An 18,184-nucleotide genomic window follows, 5' to 3' on the forward strand; every position below is an offset into this window, starting at 1 on the left:
TTAGTCTTCCTGGGCGGTGAAATACTGAGCGGTTCCTTGCGACGCGATCGCTTCGCCGATGCGGTTGAGCGCTACGACGTACGCGGCGGTGCGCATGTCGATCTCTTTCTGGTTGGCCAGGTTGAAGACGACGTTGAACTCGCGAGACATCGTCTCGTGGAGTCGCTGGTGAACCAGTTCGAGCGGCCAGTAGTAGCCGGCCCTATTTTGCGTCCACTCGAAATAGCTGACCGTCACGCCGCCGGCGTTCGCCAGAATATCGGGGATGACCAGCGTTCCCTTGTCGTTGAGGATATCGTCCGCTTCGTCGGAGAGGGGGCCGTTGGCCGCTTCGACGATTAGCTCCGCTTTGATCCGGGGGGCGTTCTCTCCGGTGATGACGTTCTCCAGAGCGGCCGGAATCAGGATGTCGACGTCGAGTTCCAGCAGCTCTTCGTTCGTGATGATGTCGGCCGAGATCGCTTCGCAGAGGGAGCCTTCGCAGTAGACCGCTTGCAAGCGTCGCGACTCGTTTTTGACATGCGCCAAGCTGGGGACGTCGAAGCCGGTCTCTTTGTAGATTCCACCGCGCGAATCGCTGACGGCGACGACGTTATAGCCGTCGGCGTGCAATAGGCGGGCGACCGCCTGGCCGGCGTTGCCGAAACCTTGCACCGCGACCTTCTGGTGCTCCGGCTTCCAGCCTCGCTTCGATTCGAGCTCTTTGATGCAGTAATAGGCGCCGCGGCCGGTCGCGTCGTCGCGGCCAAGACTGCCGCCGAGCGGAATCGGTTTTCCGGTGATCACGGCCGGCGTGTGTTGGCGACGAATCTTCGAGTATTCGTCCATCATCCAGCCCATGATCATGGCGTTGGTATAAACGTCGGGCGCTGGGACGTCGACTTCCGGGCCGATAAAGTCGGCGATCCGTTCGATGTAGCCGCGGGAGAGTCGTTCCAGTTCGAGCCGCGATAGCTCTTTCGGATCGACGATGACGCCCCCCTTCCCTCCTCCGTACGGAAGATTGGCGACCGCACACTTGAAGGTCATCCAGAAGGCGAGCGCTTTGACCTCGGCGAGGTCGACATTGGGGTGAAAGCGGATGCCTCCCTTGGTTGGCCCGCGGGTCGCATCGTGGCGAACGCGGTAGCCGGTAAAGATCCGCAGCGACCCATCGTCCATCCGGACCGGAATGGTCACTTCCAATACTTGCTTGGGATGCTTCAGACGGTGGACCGCTTCCTGGTCGATGTCGGCGTGCAGGAAGGCTTTGTCCAAGCGGGCGACAGCATGCGAGAAAATGTCATGCGCTATCTGATCCATGGCAGCGAATCCCGGGAGTTGCGATTCAGTTGGACTAAGGTAACGGTATACCTAGTCCTAGAAATCGTCAATTCGGGCTCCGTAAAAACCCGGTTAAGGGTTGTTAATTTTCAGTAGGCCGAGTGGCGGCTATTCCGCCGAAGAACGCGAGCCTTGGGGGGAGCCGCCGATCGGATGGTCGGCCGGCAGCGGTCGACCGGCGGTCGCAAAGCCCCGTTCGACCAGCATCAGCTTCAGCTGGCGGAACTCTTCAAAGCTGTCGGGATAGGCCCACAACGTGATGGTAGTCCGCTGCGGGTCGCACGCGGCCAAGCGCTGCATGAAGTCGGAATTCGGCTTCATCGCCTGCTCGAACGGTTCGCCCAGGTTTTCGGAGACCGGCACGAGGACGAAGTGATCGAGCTCGACTACTTCGCGACGAGCGGCGCCCATCTTGGTATCGACCGAGTAGGCGTTGCGATTCAAGACGTAGCGACAATAGAAGCCGCTGATCGGGCCGACGGTCCGCGTGATCGAACTCGTTTCGCGCAGCTGGTTCGCATTATGTTCGGCGTCCGCTTTCAATTGATCGACCAGCGAATTGAGCGGGACGAAGGTGATGCGGCCGTTGAGCAATCGAAAATGCTCTTCGCGACCAAAAACGGTCTTCGCCATCGGCGTCGGGTAATGCTTTAGCACGACCGACTCCGGCTGGAAGTTCTCGAGGCTTTCGAGCGTCGTGAAAACTTCGTTCAGTTTCGCTTTCTCGGCCAGCAGTTCGCGATTTCGATCGAAGTCGTTTTGCTGCACGCTTCCCAGTTCTTCGCGGCGCTTTTCGATCGCCGTGTTGGCGGCAGTCAACACGAACTGCATCTGGTTGCGATCCGAGAACTTCTGCTCAAGCTCTTGGCGAACGGCGGTTCGCTGACGCGTAATCTGATCAAGTTCGGCTTTCAGCGCGAGCGCTTCTCCCAGCGAGCCGGTTTCTTCCTGAGGTTCGACGATCGGCGAAGGCGTCGTCGGCGCAGCTTTGGCGTCAGTAACCGCTTCATGCGCCGTGATGCTGATGACCATGATCAAAATGATCAAAATGCCGACCAAGTTGGTCACGACGTCCAGAAAGGAGTCGAGCGACGGTTCGGACGAATCGCGAGATCGAACGGGGCGTCTCATTGGTTGCGCTCTACCTCCAGGCCGCTGCCGTTGAGCAGCGCCGACAGTTCTGCAAAGTTGCGCTCGGCGCCTGGCTGAACGTCGACCTTAAGAGTCGGCTTCCAGTAGATGCCGCGTCCACCGATTCCCCAGTCATCGATTCGCGACCAGACTTGCGAAACGAACTCGTCGATTCCGCCGCGGACGTCCGATCGCAGCAGCACGACTTGCGGCTGCTTGGTGCTTCCTTTTTCGGGAACCAGCACGATCCTGTCGGCCGCCACGACCACATGGATCGGACGCGTGATTCCGGTCGCGCGAGCCGATTGGCCCGGCAACGCCCAGTTGCGACCACGCGTATTGGCGAGCGATTGAGGCGGCGCTGGCGCGCCTCCGCTACTGGGGCTTCCCCCTTGTTGTCCGCCGGCCGAAGCCCCTTGAGGCGATCCGTAACCGCCGCTGGTGGTGCTGTCGCCGTTGGGATTTCCTTGTTTGCCGTCGGTCGAACCGGCCGGCAGCGACATCGCGTTTTGTCCGTCCGCGCCGCTAAGTTGTGGGCCTTGAGCGTTCCGCTGCGCTTCGGTCATGTAGCCGCCGGGGAGCGACGCCGCCATCGTTCCTTTTCCGCCGCTCGACGCGCGATCGAATTGTTGCGAACCGCCGCCGGTTCCTTGCGAACGATCAAACGTCGCGTCGCTATTCGGCCCTCCGGTTACTCGCGAGCCGGCGCCCGGTTGTCCGCTGTACTGACCTTCGAACTCGCCGCCAAGCGGAGCGCCTTGTTCGAGGAAGCTGTTCTTGCCGAACGGCGAGCCTTCGTCGTTCCGTCCGCCGCCGCTGGGGGTGAACCCACCGCGACTGGTCGCCGTGAGCAGGCCGGCATCTTCGACGCGACCATATTCACGCGGCGCCGCACGCATCACGGCGAGCTTGCGGCGACGAGCGATCTCGACCGTCTGCATCAACGTTTGGGCGAGGAAAGGATCGGACGGGGGATACTCCAGGTTCAGTTCGTCGTTGACCAGTTCGTAGCCGAATTCCGCGTCCCACGAAAGCATCGCTTCGCGGGCGGCGGCGTAGGACTCGGCGCCTTTCGGGCGAACGACCAACAGCGGATAGGGATCGGGCGAATTGGGGTTTTGCTTCAGCCGGTATTCGCGAATCGCACGCAAGGCGGCGTCGAGCGGATTGCCGGCGCCAAGCGGCGGGCGAAAGTCGGCGCCGTACAGTTCGATTCCTTCCGGCTGCAGAATGACCCGATCGCCGGTGCACTCGATATAGATCGGTTGGCGCCGCGTACCGTGAGGACCGTCATACGGAATGAGGGCGTAAGAAGGCTTTTTCTGCGCCGCTTTCTCGCGTTCTTCTTCCAGCTTCTGCTGGGCGTCGGCCAATTGTTGGCGAACTTCGGCCAGCTTGCGGTCGATGTCGGCTTCGTCCGACATCTTGGCGTCGCGCTGCTGTTCGAGCAGTTTGACTTGTTCGTCGAGCCCCCGGATTTCGGCGGCCAGACGGCGAATATGATCTTCGATGCCGCTCAGTTGCAGACGTTCGTTTTCGAGCTGTTCATGTTGTTCCGCACGCAGACGACGCAGTTCTTCCAAATCGGCCAGCGGAACCCCTGGGGTGACCGGCGCCGGCGCCGTTTCCACTTCCACCGGCGCAGCGTCGGCCGAGGCCCGAGCCTGTTGCACCAACACGACCAACAGCACGATCAGCGCGCCGACCGTGCAAATGAGGACCGCCAGGAACGGAAACAGGGAGATTTCTAAGCTATTGCGTCGTGCGTGGGCTCGGCTCATGCCGCGTGACCTTGCGAGGGCTTCTTCTCCAGTTCGATACGACGACTGCCGGAGTCGCCGATTCGGTTGTTCAGCAAGTTGATCGTCGCGGCGAGGCTAAGGACGGTCTCTTCAAAGTGACCGGCGCCGGCCAGCGAATCGAGGTTGCGGCTGAGGGTTTGTTCCAGCGAAGCGATTTCGCCGACCGCTTCCACCGCTCGCAACATGATTTCTCCTTGTTGCGACAGCTGATCTTGTTGTTCACGCATCAAACGAGCGTTAGCGTCCAGGGCCGATTGGAAGTCTTGCCAGTCGACGCGGATGTCGCGAATCACTTGTTGTTCGGCGTTGGCCAGGGCGATCGCATGGCGTTCGAGCGAGCCGGACAACGCGGCGGTCAGCGAGTCTTCCAACTGACGTTTGCTGGCGCCGACGATTTCTTCCCAGTGGTGATGGGCGCCGTCGATCGTGTTTCGCCAGAGTTGCGTTTGTCGTTCGACCAACTGTTCGGTCGCGTTCATCATCCGTTCGGCCATCCGCTGAATCGCGGCGACACTCGGGTCGCGGCTGCCGCCGGCTTGCTGGAAGCGGCCGTTGAGCTGAGCCGAAGCGGCGGCGTCGACGACGGTGATCAGTTCATTCTCCACGCGATCGCAAACGAACTGAGCGAACATCAGGAAGATGGAGAGAGAGAGGGCGAGCGCAGTCGTATCGAACGCGACGCTCAAACCGGCGAGCAGGCTTTCCATCGCCGCTTTCGGTTCGTTCACAAGCGCTTCCGGCGACAGATTGCCGAGGGCCAACGTGATGCCGATAACCGTACCCAAAAAGCCGAGCATCGGCGTCGCCCAGATCACGATGCGAACGAGCGAGTAGCTTTGATAGGCTCGCTCGGCGTCTTGATCGGCGAAGTATTTCAGTTCTTCCTGCAGGGCGGCGGCGTTACCGCTGACATGGACATGTTCGATCCCCTGGAAGAGTCGACGCCAAAGCGAATGACGCTGCAATCGCTGCGGATATTCTTCTAATTGATCGAGCAGGCTGGCCGCTTCTTCAATCATCTGACCGTCGCGCGGCGGCGCGGGGAGTTCGATCTTGCCGACCGAAGCCAATTCGCGACCGACATCCTGCAGTTTCAACAGGATCGCGGCGAGGCCGACGAAGAACATCGCCGTTTCGATGTATTCGACCGGGTGTCCGGCGAAATAGCGGACGACCAGCGGGCTATTAATAACGCCTTGGTTGATCAGGGCGTAGAACCCAGCCGAGGCAGCCAGGCCAAGAGCGACCGGCCAGCCAAGTTTTCCGCTGATGTTGTACCAGAACTTCGAGGTGTTTCTTGCAGTCACCGATTTCTGTCCTTCCTACGCGGCGCCATCGAGCGGCCAGAGAGGTATGTCCGCACAATCGTCATAATCGGAACAACCGCGGCATGGGTTTGAGGATTTGTTGGCGCAATGAGTAGGAAACCAGCGTCGCGACGTCAATGCGAGGTGGTTTTTGATTGCTAGCAAGAGGTGGGGGACGAATTCAGCAACTTTTGCCGGTTTTGTGGAAAAGAACGTGAATGTCGGCGCGACCGCCTGCCGATAACTTCTTTTGTCGCAAACGACATCCATCTGACGCAAATCGCTACGCTCACTTGAGTTACATCAGGTTTGGGCCGAAGCGAAGCACAAATAAATCCCGGGGGGGAATGAAAGTTCGGCTGGAGCCCGCTTGGCTCCACCGAACTTCTTTTATTTCTTGACCCTCTCAAGCCGCTCCCCCCTCTTGCCGCGGTGAGCGATGGATTGACATTGCCTGCATTTCCGGGCTGCCGGTAGGATGCGCTCGTCTCACGCCGGAGGGAATCTGGAAGCGGAAGTGGTCGCAGTCGTAAGTCTTTTTGCTTGAATGGCTTACGGGCTTGTCACCGCTTCGGCGGCCCCATTCGTCCGGAGGATCGCCAATTGCGAAAGCGACTGGCCGCTAGCGTTTGGGGACGAAAGAGTTGCATCGAGGAAACGGGCTTCTAGAATAGAGGAGGTCCGATTCCGCAATCCACGAAGAGTAGGTGGTTTATGCGTAGTGCGGTGTTGGGCTTTACCCTTGTCCTGAGCCTCATCTTTGTCGTCGCTTGGTTGGATAGTCCTCCTACCCCAGCCCAAGCGCAAGCTCCGTATGCGGCGATGCCAAGCGGTTCGCTAATTTCCCACTCCACCAATACGGCGGCGGGAATGCAGCAGGTTGTCCTGATTGATCCGCAAACGAGAGTGATGGGCGTCTATCATGTTGATGGACTGACCGGAAAGATTTCTCTCAAGAGCGTTCGCAATCTACACTGGGATTTGTTGCTGGAAGCGCACAACAGCACCAACCCGAGTCCAAGCGAAATTAAAGCATCGCTCGGCCGACCCTAAGCAATTCGCTCAGGCAGCCGGGCACTTACGATTTGATAAACCGGAGCCTGGCATGGCCAAATTAATCCCCCTCAGCGAAGCAGCTCAAATCCTGGGCATCTCGGAAGAGCAGCTGGTCGAAATGCGATCACGCAACGAGATCCACGGATATCGCGATGGGGCGAGCTGGAAATTCAAAGAAACCGAAATCGAACGGATCAAATCCGAGCTCGCTTCGGGCGGTCTTTCCAGCCACGGCGACAGCGGTGAAGATCTGATCGAATCCCCCAGCGACTCCGATGACGACAGCGAATTCGAATTGTCGCTCGGCGGCGATGACGGTTCGTCGGGCGAAATCGATTCGCTCCTCGTTCAAGACGAAGGTCGCAGCGGCGAGTCGGGGATTATCATCGGCGATGAGCTTTCTGTCGGCGGTAGCGACCTGAAGCTGGCTGATAGCGATATCGAGCTCGGCTTTGAAGGTTCCAGCGCCATTGATCCTGCTTCGGACACGAACAGCAACCTGAACCTCGATCTGGAAGGTTCGGACGTTCTCAACAGCTCGTCGATCAACGTTCCGGTTGACGCCGAAGACGATGACGATGAGTTGCTTCTGGCTCCGATGGACAAAGATGACGTCGGTATCGGCACTGAAAAACGAGATCCCGAAGGGACCGGCTCGGGCGTCAGCCTGGCGTTGGGCGAAGACGATCTCGACCTGGGCGAAAGTGCGATTTCGGCGATCGACGATCTCGATAGCGGCGAATTGACCCTCGATGCCGGCGACAGCGGCGTGAGTCTGGTCGATCCGGCCGACAGCGGCATCGACATCGGCATGGAACCGTTGGATCTTTCCGGCTCGAAGGTCGACGCCTTCGACCTGGCCGGCGATTCGGGCGTCGAAGTCGATCAAGACATCGCTTCCGGCCTTTCGGCCAAGGGCGCCGGCGAAGACGACTTCCTGCTCACCCCGGTCGAAGGGGAGCTGGATGACGACGACAGCGGTTCGCAGGTGATCGCGCTCGATTCGGACTCGATTGGTTCGGAATCGGCGCTGTTCGGCAGCGGCATCGATGATGGCGATTTCGCCGCGGCGGAAGCTGGCTTGGAGCCGATCGACGATGGCGGCACGATGGAGGTGACCTCCGCCGGCGTTCCTTCGGCGGCCGCTCCGGTGGAAGCTCCCTACAGCGTGCTGAACATCATCAGCCTGGCAGCGACGGCCGCCCTGGTACTGGTCGCGGGCTTGATGGTGACCGACCTGGTTCGCAACATGTGGTCGTTCGATCAGCCGTACGCGATCAACAGCTCGATTATGGACGGGATCATCAGCTTGATGGGGGTCTAATTCCGGGCCAATCCGGGATCCCCGCAAACCAATTTAAGAAGCCGCGAGACCTCTCGCGGCTTTTTTCGTAACTGCTGTTTGCTGCAATCGTTACAACCGAACGACTTAATCGGCTGGTAGCGCCGCGCCTGCGGTATCTTTTCCCCCTGGCCGCGCTATAATCTACTAGTTGCGGACTTATTTCTCCGCGTGTCGAGGGGGGATGCTTCTCTCGGCGCCGTATCTGATGGCGTTTTGACCGCCAAGCGAAGTCAGCGTCGCTGACGAAGCCTGGTCCCGCCGCACAACGCCTTAAATTGCCGACACAACTCAACGCTGGCGAACATATAACCGCATGGCTCGACCGAAACTGGCCTCCTCTGACCAAAATCTTTTCGTCTGGGGAGTGTTGCGTCTGTACGAAATCGCCGCGTCCCTGCAACTGGCGGTGATCTTGCTGTTTGGGATGGCGCTGACCCTGGGGATCGCGACGGCGGTCGAAGCGGCGTTTAACACCAACGTGGTGCAGTTTTACGTTTATCAGTCGTGGTGGTTCTCGCTCCTCTACGTGCTGTTGGCGATCAACATCTTCTGCGCCGCCGCAATTCGCTTTCCTTGGAAGCGTCATCAGACTGGTTTTGTGATCACGCACATCGGCCTGTTGGTTTTGCTCTTCAGCGGGGTCGTCAGTCGGGTCTGGCGAATCGACTCGCAAGTGAGCGTTTGGGAAAACAACGTCTCGGACATCCGCGCGTTTGAGCCGGATCATTACCGCTTCGCGCTGCGGATCGATCGTCAAATCGGCTCGCCGCTTGATCCGGCGGAGAGCGTCGAAGTCGACATCCCGTTCAAGCCGGGCCCGTTCAGCTGGGACGACTATCAAGAAGGCTTTCAAAACATCGAAGTCGCGAAGCCGGAAGTGGCGAATCTCTTTTCGCCGTTGTTCTATCTGGCCAGCCGAAATCACAAGGGAGACGTCGTTTACGCCGATGGCGACATCAAGCTCGAAGTCCTCGACTATTACGGCGACAGCCATTGGGAAGATGGGATTCCGTCGGTTGAAATGCGTTTGAGCATGCCGGCCGGGCGAAAGATGGACGCCAATGGCCAGATGGTCGCTGGCGACATGCAATGGGTTCCGGTCAAGCTCGGCGTGCATGAGGTCGACGGCGATACGCAATACAAGTTTGGCGTGGGAGATCGGCAGCCGATGGGCGCCGGGGCGTTCACGATGGCGATCGCTCCTGATCGCGCGGCGACGGTCGCCTTCCTGGAAGGTGGGCCGAAGGGTGAGATCGGCGAGAAGGGACAAGCGGTTCTCTTCGCCGGCGGCAAACGTTTTGAAATCAACATTGCCGAAGCGATCGACAAGGATCCGACCCCGCTCGAAGGAACTCCCTACGCGTACGAGGTAATCTCCTTCATGCCGTCGGCCGTTCCGAGCCGCAAACCGAACGGAGGCATCCTCTGGGGCGATGGCGAACAGAGCGAAGTCCCGCAGAACCCGACCGTTCGAATCGAATTGACCAAAGATGGTAAGCCGTACGACGAGCTGGTCCTGCTCGCCGATATGCCGAACTTCAACGCTCAAGCCTACGACGCCGAAGTCTACGGTTCGTACTGGTTTAATCATGGCGAAAGAGACGCCGCTCAACTATTGCAAGCGAGCGGCCCTGGCGGTTCGCGGATCGACGTGATCCAAGGGGTCGACAAGGATGGCGAAACGAAGCGGCTCTTCTATCGCTACTGGAATCGAAAGGAAGTGGTCGCGTCGGGCGAATTGCCGCTTGGCGGCGGCAAAGAAGAGGCGGTCGACGCCTTCAAGATGCCGATCGCGCAGCTGAAGATGTACGTTGAGAGCTACGTCCCGGCCGACAAACCTTCGTCGACCGCGGTTCGCGATCCGTTCAATCCCAAGATGCAAATGCCGACTCCGGCGGCGCTGGTCCGATTGACCAAGGGAGACATGTCGGACGAGTTCTGGATTCAGGCTCACTTCGGCGATCCGAACGCCGGCCATGTCGACGAGAGCACAAAGCACGTGATGAAGGTCGGCGATACGACGCTGACCTTGGCGATGCCAATTGAGTCGTACGACATCGGCTTCCGCATCTTCCTCGAAAAGTTTGAGCGTCGTCTCGATCCCGGCACCGCGCAGCCGTCGCACTATTCCAGCGACGTCCACTATGTCGATCGCGTCCGTGATCGTTGGCTGATGATCTGGGACCCGGCCACGAGCAGCACGAAGCGAGTTGAGTTTCCGTTGACGATCGACAGCAACTCGCCGAGCGACATCGCCAGCGGCGACGGTCAGATCTATTGGGTCGACAACGGTTCGCCGGCGGCGATCTGGAGCATGCCGATCGCCGCGCTCGAGTCAGGCGACTTCGAGCAAGCGAAGAAGATCATTCCGTTCGGTTTGAACAACCCGCAACAGATCGCGTGCGATGCGAAGGGTGGCAAGCTCTACTGGACCGATTGGCGCAAAGGACGTTCCGGCGACGAGGGGGTGATTCGCAGCGCCAATCTCGACGGTTCGGCCCCGGGAAGCGTGATGACGTTTGCGGGACGACCGAGCGGAATCGCCATCGATAACGAGCGCAATTGGATCTACTACACCAACGACGCCTCCGGTTACGTGGGGCGGATGCATTTGGATGGCACTGAGCTGACGCCCGATTGGGTCGCGATTCCCGAGGGACGCGCAACCGACGTCGTCGTTGATCCGGCGACCGGGAATGTCTACTGGACCGACCAGGCGAAGAACGTGATCCGGGGAGCGACGACCGACGGCAGCATGCTCGACAAGGCGCCGTTCCTTGGCTCGGCAGGTAAGGGAATGCCGAACTCGCTGGCGATCAGCGACGACTATCTCTACTGGACCGACATTCAGCCGAATCCGAGCGATCCGACCTCGCGCAAGCATTTGAGCGACCCGACCTTCGACCGGACCAAGCCGCGTGAAGTTTTGACCCGCGTCCGCCGAATCAAGCTCGACGGCGAGGGGAACGACGAGGACGTCGCGACCGAAATGGTCAAAGCTCCCCGTGGCGCCGCCCTGGTCGACGGCAAGCTGATGTGGACCCAGAGCGCCGTGATCAAAGAAAACGTCTGGATCACGATGAACGCGCCGGACGCGTTCCGCGATCCGACCTATCGCCGCGACTTGCACGTCTTCCAGGAAAGTTTCCAGGGGCCGTTCAAGCCGGGCTCGCCGCAATACGCTCAATTCTCCAAGACCGAACGGAACGACGAAGAAATCTACGCGTCGGTCTTTACCGTGAATCATGATCCCGGTTCGGCCCTCCGCTACTGGGGTTGTTTGTTGGTGATTCTGGGAATCGCCACGATGTTTTACATGCGGGCTTACTTTTTCAAGCCGCGCAAACGGGAAGAGTCGCCGGTTGACTCTCGCCGTCCTAACGCAGCAGAGACCAAGCTTACCGACATGGTCGGCAAGTCCTAGGAAGATGCCATGAAGTCGATTCGCCCCCTACTCTCGGCCGTCAGTCTTGCGCTGGTCGCCCTGTGGTTCGCCCCTGTCGTCGCCGCCGAAAAGTTTGATGCGACGATCTGGAAAGAACTGCCGGTCTATCACAACGGTCGCGTGAAGCCGCTGGATACGTTGGCCAACCTCGTGGTGGAAGAGATCACTTCGCACGACAAAACGTCGGTGAAGTTGAATCTGAACGACTACTACGTGATGGACGAGCTGATCAAGTCCGATTACTCCGGCGCGATGTCGATCTTGCCGGAAGGAAAGGAACGGAAGTTCCAGCCGTCCGAATTGCTGCTTAGCTGGTTGGCCGAACCGCAAAAGTGGGAACGCGTTCCCTTTATCATTGCCGAGCATGAAGACGTGCGCAAGGCGCTTGGGCTGCAAGTGAACGGTCCGTCCGGCAAGCGACTCCGTTTCGTCTCGCCGTACGAAATCACCCACTCGGTCGCGCTCCGCAAGTTCCTGCTCGAGATCGATACGCGTCGCAAGGCGGAAGGAAAAGACTTCGCCATGACGCCGGCGGAAGAGAAAGTGTGGGACGTGCTGATGAAGTACGCGCTCTACCGCGACGTGACGTTTGATCCTCGCTTGTCGATTACGCTGAACGAAGCGATGCCGATGCCCGGCGGACGCGATCGCTTGTTCTACAGCGTGATGGCCGCCGCGAAGGTGATGTCGCAAGAGCCGAACGTCAAGAATCAAACGCTCGAAGATCAATTTCAGATGCTGATGCAGCTCGGCGGCGAATCGCCGATGGCCCTCTCCGCCAACCGGCTGCTCACTTCGTATCGCGCCTTGTTCTCGATGCTGGTCAACGCTCAGATCGACGCGCACGAGTTTTTGGAAAACACCAATGAGGATCCGCTGCAGCCGGAAGATCCGCCGACTCTGGCCGAAGTCGAGCCGCTGGTCGCCGACTTCCGCGCTTCGGCTCACGAGCTGGCCGAGTTGCTCCGAACCGAACGCGATCGGGCCGATACGCAGCAGACGCTAAGTCGTTCGCAGTACGAGACGATCAAGCCGATGTTCCAGGAAATGCTGGTGAAGACGAGCGAGCTCGATCGACTCGGCCTCGAAATGCAGCTGGGCCTGTATGAAGGTTCGGACCTGGTCAAAAAGTTCAACCGCAACCTCACCGGCACGCTTTACGTGGCGCCGGCCCTGAACGCCGCGGCGCTGAAGAAAGATCGCGACACCGAAAACATGGCTCAGCCGTGGCTCGGTTTGACGACCATCCTGTATGGCTCCGGCGAAGTGCTGAAAGGATATCCGCAAGACAAGATCAATCAGGTCAAAGCGGCCTGGAAGAACCTGGCCAGCGAATACGTCGCCGGCGAGCCGACCGAAGAGGCGCAGGTGCAATTGGCCGCCGCACTCCGTTCGATCGGCGAACAGACCGACGTTGCACGTCGCAAACTGGTCGCGGAAGATCAGCAGGACGAACATATCCTCGCCTATACCGCCTATCCGCCGGCCGACAGCCCGCGGATCGCGGCCGAAGTTCGCTACAACGCGCTCGACCCGTTCATGATCGCCTGGATCATCTGTTTGGGCGCCACGCTCTGCTATTCCCTCTCGTTCGGCGTCATGCGGAAGGTGATGTTCTGGTCGGGGACTGCACTCCTGGTGACGGCGATCGTCTGGTCGACCTATGCGTTTTATCTCCGCATCACGATTAGCGGCTGGGCGCCGGTGACCAACATGTACGAGACGGTCGTCTTCGTGCCGTGGGTCGTCGCCGTTTTGGGCGCGGCGTTCTTGCTGTTGCCGCTGATCGATCGGGGGCGACTTGAAGCGTGGCGTGCAACGGCATGTCCTGGCACTCCGGAAGCGACTCCGCTGACCGCAAGCCAACTCGAAACGCAAGGAGCGTCGGCTTGGAACGTGATGGGAATCGTCGCCTCGGTGACTCGCATTCCGCTGATGGTCCTCACCGTCTGGATGTTGGCCTTCGCACTCTACAGCGACGGCAATCGTCCGATCATTTCCGACCTGAACCCACTGACCGCTTTCACGCTGTCGTCCAACGTTGGAAAAGACGCCGCGATCTGGCTGGTGAAGATGCTGACGTTGTTGATCACCGTCTACTTTGTGCCGCGACTGCTGGCGAGCAGCTTGTATGCGGTCTACTTCATCCCGCGGGATTGGTTGGTGAATCGGAGCATTTCGACCAGTCTGCCGGCGGTGCTGGAACGTTCGTACTTTGGCCTGGCCGCCTCGGGCGCCGCGACCTTCTTCTTCTGCGTCGCGTCGTTCGCCCCGGTGCTGGACGAGAACTTCTCGCCGCTGCAGCCGGTGTTGCGCTCGAATATGTGGCTCACGGTGCACGTGCTGACGATCGTCGCCAGCTACGGCGCTGGGATGTTGTCATGGGCGCTCGGCGTGATCGCCTTGTTCTTCTACATGTTCGGCAAGTATCGTCCGCCGGTTGATCCGGTGAATACTCCGGACGGTTTCCGTCCGGCTCATCAGGCGCAAGCGGAACTCGGCTATCGTCCGCCGGAACAGTGCGCCATCTTGGCTGGTTACTGCTACCGCGCGATTCAGGTCTCGGTGTTGCTCTTGGCGACCGGGACGATCTTGGGCGGTCTGTGGGCTGACGTCTCTTGGGGACGTTTCTGGGGTTGGGACCCGAAAGAAGTTTGGGCTTTGATCTCGCTGTTGGTTTACTTGGCGATTTTGCACGGCCGCTTCGCCGGCTGGTTCAACAACTTCGGCCTGGTCGTCGGGACGATTCTCGGTTTCACGATGATCGTCTTCTCGTGGTATGGAGTGAACTTCCTGCTGCCGATGTTCAGCGGCGGTCAGGCGGTTGGTCTCCACTCGTACGGCTTCGGCGAAGGGGGTCAGGGATACGTCCTCGGCTTCGTCGCGCTAAACCTGGTTTACCTCGGCCTCGCCGCGGTTCGTTTCCAGGTGACCAACGTCGTCAAACCGGCGACGCACCAGACCGACAACGTCTCGCGTCTCGTGGAGGACGATGAAGAGATGGTCATCGCCGAGTCGTCCGATTCCAAGTCGGAAGAAGAAACCGAAGAAGTCTCGAAGTAGTCGACCGCGAGACTATCGCCGCAGCTCTTCGTAGCTCGGCTCTTCGGCGACAGCCGGAACGACGAGCAAGTCAAGCAGCTTCGCCGCTTCGGCCGTTGCGGGGACCGTTACCGTTTCGTCGGCGTCGAGGGTCTGAATCAGACTGGCTGACGGAACGTACTTCGCTTCCGGCTGCAGCGCAAGCGCGCGATGCGTGTTGGCCAGGATCACGCCGGGCATCTGATCGCAGCAGCCCCGAATCGACAATTGACCGGGGCGAAGCTGGAATTGAATTCCCAACTGGTCGAAGCCGACCTGGTCGATGCGGGGATCGTGCATCAGCGTGTCGGAAATCAGAATGCCCAGGTAGTGCGAAGCGTCCTGAACCAGCGAAACGCTGACGCGACCTCCAGAGTCGCTCGTCAGCCAGCCGTCAGCCGCTTGCAACTTGCCGTTGACCAGCACCGCTTCCTGTAAATTCAGGTTCGCTTTGCCGACCAACGTGTGGTCGAAACGCTTGTTGACGAGCGCTCCCAGTTCGATGTCGTTGACGTTCGCGCGGATCGTCGTTCGGTCGCCGGCTGCGGCGGAACGACGCACGTAGATATCGCTATAGGTCGCTTCCTCGCCAAAGACCTGTACCGACGGAAAGATGGCGGCCAGCATCTTGCTGGGGATCTTGGCGTCTCCGCTGTCGAAGACGATGTCGATGTCGTGTTGATTCGCGGCGGCGTCAAGCTGGGCGACGATCGGATGCGTCGACTCGACCCCTTCCAACGTGAAGAGAGCGGACGAACGACGAACGCCAGACTCGTTGACATTCGATTCCGCCGCGAACTTCGTTAGTGACGGCATGGCTGGTTCGTCGAATTGAACCGTGCCGATTTGCAGCGAGATCGTCTGGTTTCCAGCGACTGCGAGTCGCTCATTGAGAGTTTCCCACAGCCGGCGACGATGCGACCAGCTTAGGTTGCACTCAGCGGCGCGAATTCGCCAGACTCCCCCCTGCTCTTCCGCTTCAACCAGCGGAATGGCGATGGCCGGTTGATGGACGACGTGCAGTTTCAGATCTTCCAGCACGTATTTGCTGGGACGGGGATTGAACGCCCTGGCGAAGGTCGCCTTCAGACCCAGTTCATCCGAGAGTCGCCGCTCGAGCGCCGTGTGCGCCCAGGAGCTACGCCGGTAGCCGATCCAGCCGAACGTTGCGAACGTCGGCAAGATGCAGATGGCCAGAAAGGCCAAGCGGCAAAGTAGTCGGCTGGTCGACTCGTGCAACAGAACTTCCTTGTTCGTATCGCGCGACGAATGGGTAAATGTACGTTAGCGCTCGCGGGCCATCTGTTGGAACAGATCGTAGCGAGCTTTCATCTCTTGCAGGCTGTCTCCGCCGAACTTCTCGACCAGCGCCGTTGCGATCTCAAACGCGACGACGTTTTCGACGATGATCGCAGCGGCCGACACGGCGCAGACGTCGCTTCGTTCGTATGAGGCGCCCTGCTTTTCCTTGGTATCGAGGTTGATCGAATCGAGCGGCTTGGCCAGTGTGCTGATCGGCTTCTTTGCTGCGCGGATGATGATCGGTTGCCCGTTCGTCATCCCCGCTTCCAAACCGCCGGCGTTGTTGGTCGGACGCGTGTAGCCAAGGTGAGGCTGATCGCGATGCTCCGGATCAAAGTGAATCGGATCATGGACCTGCGAACCGGGGCGACGCGCCGCCTCGAAACCGAGTCCGATCTCGACTCCCTTGATCGCTTGAACCGCCATCACCGCTTGGGCCAATCGACCGTCCAACTTTCGGTCCCATTGGGCATGGGTGCCGAGGCCGAATGGTACTCCGTCGACCCGAACTTCCACAATGCCGCCTAGCGTATCGCCGCTCTTACCGGTGGCGTCAATCAGCTGCTTGATCTCGGCGTCTTGGTCGGGATTGAGCGAATAGATGATGCTGTCGCCACGCAGCTTGTGCAGTTGCTCTAAATTGCCTTCTTGCGAGTTGATTTTGACCCCGCCGAGTTCCGAGACGTAGCCAAACGCGGTGATGCCGAACTGCTTCAGCAGCAGCTTCGCCAAACCGCCGGCAGCGACGCGAACCGTCGTTTCGCGGGCACTCGCGCGTTCCAGAATGCCGCGGACCGGGCCGAGAAACTTGATGGCGCCGGTCAAATCGCCGTGACCGGGGCGAGGACGTGGGAGATCTTCGAGCCGCTCTAGCTTGTAATCTTTGTTGATCACCTGCAGCGCGATCGGGCTGCCGAGCGAAATACCTTTCCAGATGCCGGTCAGGATTTCGACTTTGTCGGTTTCGATCCGTTGGCGGCCGCCGCGACCATAGCCTCCTTGGCGAAGCTTCAGGTCGGCGTCGATCGCATCGGTCTCAATCTCAACGCCGGCCGGGAACCCGTCAACGAGCGCGAGGAGAGTTTTGCCGTGCGATTCGCCTGCGGTACTGTAGCGTAACATATTATCTTGTATTGACTTACGTGGTATCTTGGCCGCTTTGTCCGGCAGCCTGCATCGAATGTCGCTATTGGTTCGCCTCCGGCGAGCGACGCCCAGGCGAGCGACGCCCAATGGGTCAATTCTAACTGTTGATGTAGCTTGAAGATAGATTGCTTGTTGGCAAGCCGCACTCCGTTCACAATTGGGACGTTAATATCCATCCAAGGGGATTCTGCTAGTGATTCGTTTCGTCGGCCGCTATTGGTTTCTGTTGCTGTTGGCGGCGGCGATTGGCGTTGGGTTTGGATTTTCGCCAACGCTGGAATTTCTGACCAAGATCCCCTACCTGCAAAACGCGATCGTCGTCACCGTCCTCTTTTTGATGGCGTTTCCGCTCGAGTTCGGCGACTTGCACGACGCGGCTCGAAGGCCAGGACCTCCGGTTCTGGGAACTGCGATCAACTACGGGCTGCTGCCGCTGATCGCCTGGGGCGCTTCGCTGCTAGTGACCGGCGACTTGAGGATCGGCGTGAATATCGCGGCGGCGATTCCCTGTACGCTCGCCTCGGCGGCAGTTTGGACCCGAAAAGCAGGCGGAAACGACGTCGCGGCGCTCGTCGTGACGATTGTGACCAACCTCCTCTGCTTCGCCGTGACGCCGATGTGGCTGAAGCTGACGACCGGAGGCTCGGTGTCGCTGAATGTGGTCGAAATGATCCAGAAGCTGCTGATCCTGGTCGTCGCTCCGATGCTGGCGGGACAGCTGTGCCGGATTCCGCCGCCGATCGGACGTTGGGCGACCGCGAACCGAGCGGCGATGAGCGTCATCGCTCAGTTGGGGATCTTGTCGATGGTCTTTCTCGGCTGCATCGGCGCTGGGATGAAGCTGCGAACCTTGGAGGAGGCGGTCCCTCCGGTTGGAATGTTGGCGGTGATGCTGGCCGTGGTGATCGGCGTGCATGCGGCGGCGCTGGCGATCGGCTATTTCTCGGCGAAATCGTTCGGAATGCGGCCTGCGGATCAAATCGCGGTCGGAATCTCCGGCAGCCAGAAAACGCTGATGGTCGGCCTGTGGATCGCCAATACGTTCTATGCGTCCCAGCCGCTGGCGATTTTGCCCCTGATCGCCTATCACGTAAGTCAGCTATTCATGGATACTTGGGTTGCTGACGCCCATCTGCGTCGCCAGACGGCGGTCGAAGCGGAAACTCCCTCTGCGGCGTAGTTTCCGAAGCGTGCTTCCCCTTGTTGTCAGGCGGCACGACCGATATGATTGATGGATTATTGACTA

At 59.6% G+C, this 18,184-nt stretch carries 11 protein-coding genes; 5 read left to right on the top strand and 6 right to left on the bottom strand.

The window, feature by feature from the left end:
* The 4 genes from LOC68_RS25380 to LOC68_RS25395 form a co-directional block, all read right to left on the bottom strand.
* The gene (locus LOC68_RS25380) at positions 1-1,302 is read right to left on the bottom strand and encodes a Glu/Leu/Phe/Val family dehydrogenase (RefSeq protein WP_255670715.1); all 1,302 of its coding nucleotides are present in this window, start codon (positions 1,300-1,302) and stop codon (positions 1-3) included.
* A 129-nt stretch (positions 1,303-1,431) separates the two neighbouring features.
* Entirely contained in the window at positions 1,432-2,454 is a 1,023-nt protein-coding gene (locus tag LOC68_RS25385; protein ID WP_230224247.1) for a hypothetical protein, read from the bottom strand.
* On the bottom strand, positions 2,451-4,235 hold the full coding sequence (locus LOC68_RS25390; protein WP_230224249.1) for a hypothetical protein: 1,785 nt from the start codon (positions 4,233-4,235) through the stop codon (positions 2,451-2,453). The genes LOC68_RS25385 and LOC68_RS25390 overlap by 4 nt, the downstream gene beginning before the upstream one ends.
* A complete protein-coding gene (locus tag LOC68_RS25395) occupies positions 4,232-5,563 on the bottom strand; it encodes a MotA/TolQ/ExbB proton channel family protein (RefSeq protein ID WP_230224250.1) in 1,332 nt (443 codons plus the stop codon). Before LOC68_RS25395 ends, LOC68_RS25390 begins: the two co-directional genes overlap by 4 nt.
* Positions 5,564-6,277: 714 nt before the next feature.
* Between LOC68_RS25395 and LOC68_RS25400 the strand changes: the two genes are divergently transcribed.
* The 4 genes from LOC68_RS25400 to LOC68_RS25415 all read left to right on the top strand — a co-directional run bounded on the left by LOC68_RS25400 (position 6,278) and on the right by LOC68_RS25415 (position 14,472).
* Positions 6,278-6,616 (top strand): hypothetical protein, encoded by a 339-nt coding sequence (locus LOC68_RS25400; protein WP_230224251.1) that lies wholly within the window; start codon positions 6,278-6,280, stop codon positions 6,614-6,616.
* Positions 6,617-6,668: 52 nt separating this feature from the next.
* Positions 6,669-7,943 (top strand): helix-turn-helix domain-containing protein, encoded by a 1,275-nt coding sequence (locus LOC68_RS25405; RefSeq protein WP_230224262.1) that lies wholly within the window; start codon positions 6,669-6,671, stop codon positions 7,941-7,943.
* A gap of 334 nt (positions 7,944-8,277) precedes the next feature.
* The gene (locus LOC68_RS25410) at positions 8,278-11,388 is read left to right on the top strand and encodes a cytochrome c biogenesis protein ResB (RefSeq protein WP_230224271.1); all 3,111 of its coding nucleotides are present in this window, start codon (positions 8,278-8,280) and stop codon (positions 11,386-11,388) included.
* 9 nt (positions 11,389-11,397) lie between these two features.
* A complete protein-coding gene (locus LOC68_RS25415; RefSeq protein ID WP_230224278.1) occupies positions 11,398-14,472 on the top strand; it encodes a cytochrome c biogenesis protein in 3,075 nt (1,024 codons plus the stop codon).
* 12 nt (positions 14,473-14,484) lie between these two features.
* Here LOC68_RS25415 and LOC68_RS25420 read toward each other — a convergent pair whose 3' ends face one another.
* Complete coding sequence (locus tag LOC68_RS25420; protein WP_230224280.1) at positions 14,485-15,729, bottom strand: hypothetical protein; 1,245 nt, start codon at positions 15,727-15,729, stop codon at positions 14,485-14,487.
* A 45-nt stretch (positions 15,730-15,774) separates the two neighbouring features.
* The gene (gene aroC, locus LOC68_RS25425; protein WP_230224282.1) at positions 15,775-16,914 is read right to left on the bottom strand and encodes a chorismate synthase; all 1,140 of its coding nucleotides are present in this window, start codon (positions 16,912-16,914) and stop codon (positions 15,775-15,777) included.
* A 217-nt stretch (positions 16,915-17,131) separates the two neighbouring features.
* Between aroC and LOC68_RS25430 the strand changes: the two genes are divergently transcribed.
* Positions 17,132-18,118, top strand: coding sequence for a bile acid:sodium symporter family protein (locus LOC68_RS25430; protein WP_230224289.1), 987 nt, complete (start codon positions 17,132-17,134; stop codon positions 18,116-18,118).
* The last annotated feature ends 66 nt before the right edge of the window (positions 18,119-18,184 follow it).

The sequence above is a fragment of the Blastopirellula sediminis genome (assembly GCF_020966755.1).
Lineage (GTDB): Bacteria > Planctomycetota > Planctomycetia > Pirellulales > Pirellulaceae > Blastopirellula > Blastopirellula sediminis.

Coding starts and splice junctions, on each gene's coding strand:
- LOC68_RS25415 (WP_230224278.1), top strand. CDS start 11,398: ATGAAGTCGATTCGCCCCCTACTCTCGGCCGTCAGTCTTGCGCTGGTC.
- LOC68_RS25390 (WP_230224249.1), bottom strand. CDS start 4,235: ATGAGCCGAGCCCACGCACGACGCAATAGCTTAGAAATCTCCCTGTTT.
- LOC68_RS25410 (WP_230224271.1), top strand. CDS start 8,278: ATGGCTCGACCGAAACTGGCCTCCTCTGACCAAAATCTTTTCGTCTGG.
- LOC68_RS25400 (WP_230224251.1), top strand. CDS start 6,278: ATGCGTAGTGCGGTGTTGGGCTTTACCCTTGTCCTGAGCCTCATCTTT.
- LOC68_RS25380 (WP_255670715.1), bottom strand. CDS start 1,302: ATGGATCAGATAGCGCATGACATTTTCTCGCATGCTGTCGCCCGCTTG.
- LOC68_RS25405 (WP_230224262.1), top strand. CDS start 6,669: ATGGCCAAATTAATCCCCCTCAGCGAAGCAGCTCAAATCCTGGGCATC.
- aroC (WP_230224282.1), bottom strand. CDS start 16,914: ATGTTACGCTACAGTACCGCAGGCGAATCGCACGGCAAAACTCTCCTC.
- LOC68_RS25385 (WP_230224247.1), bottom strand. CDS start 2,454: ATGAGACGCCCCGTTCGATCTCGCGATTCGTCCGAACCGTCGCTCGAC.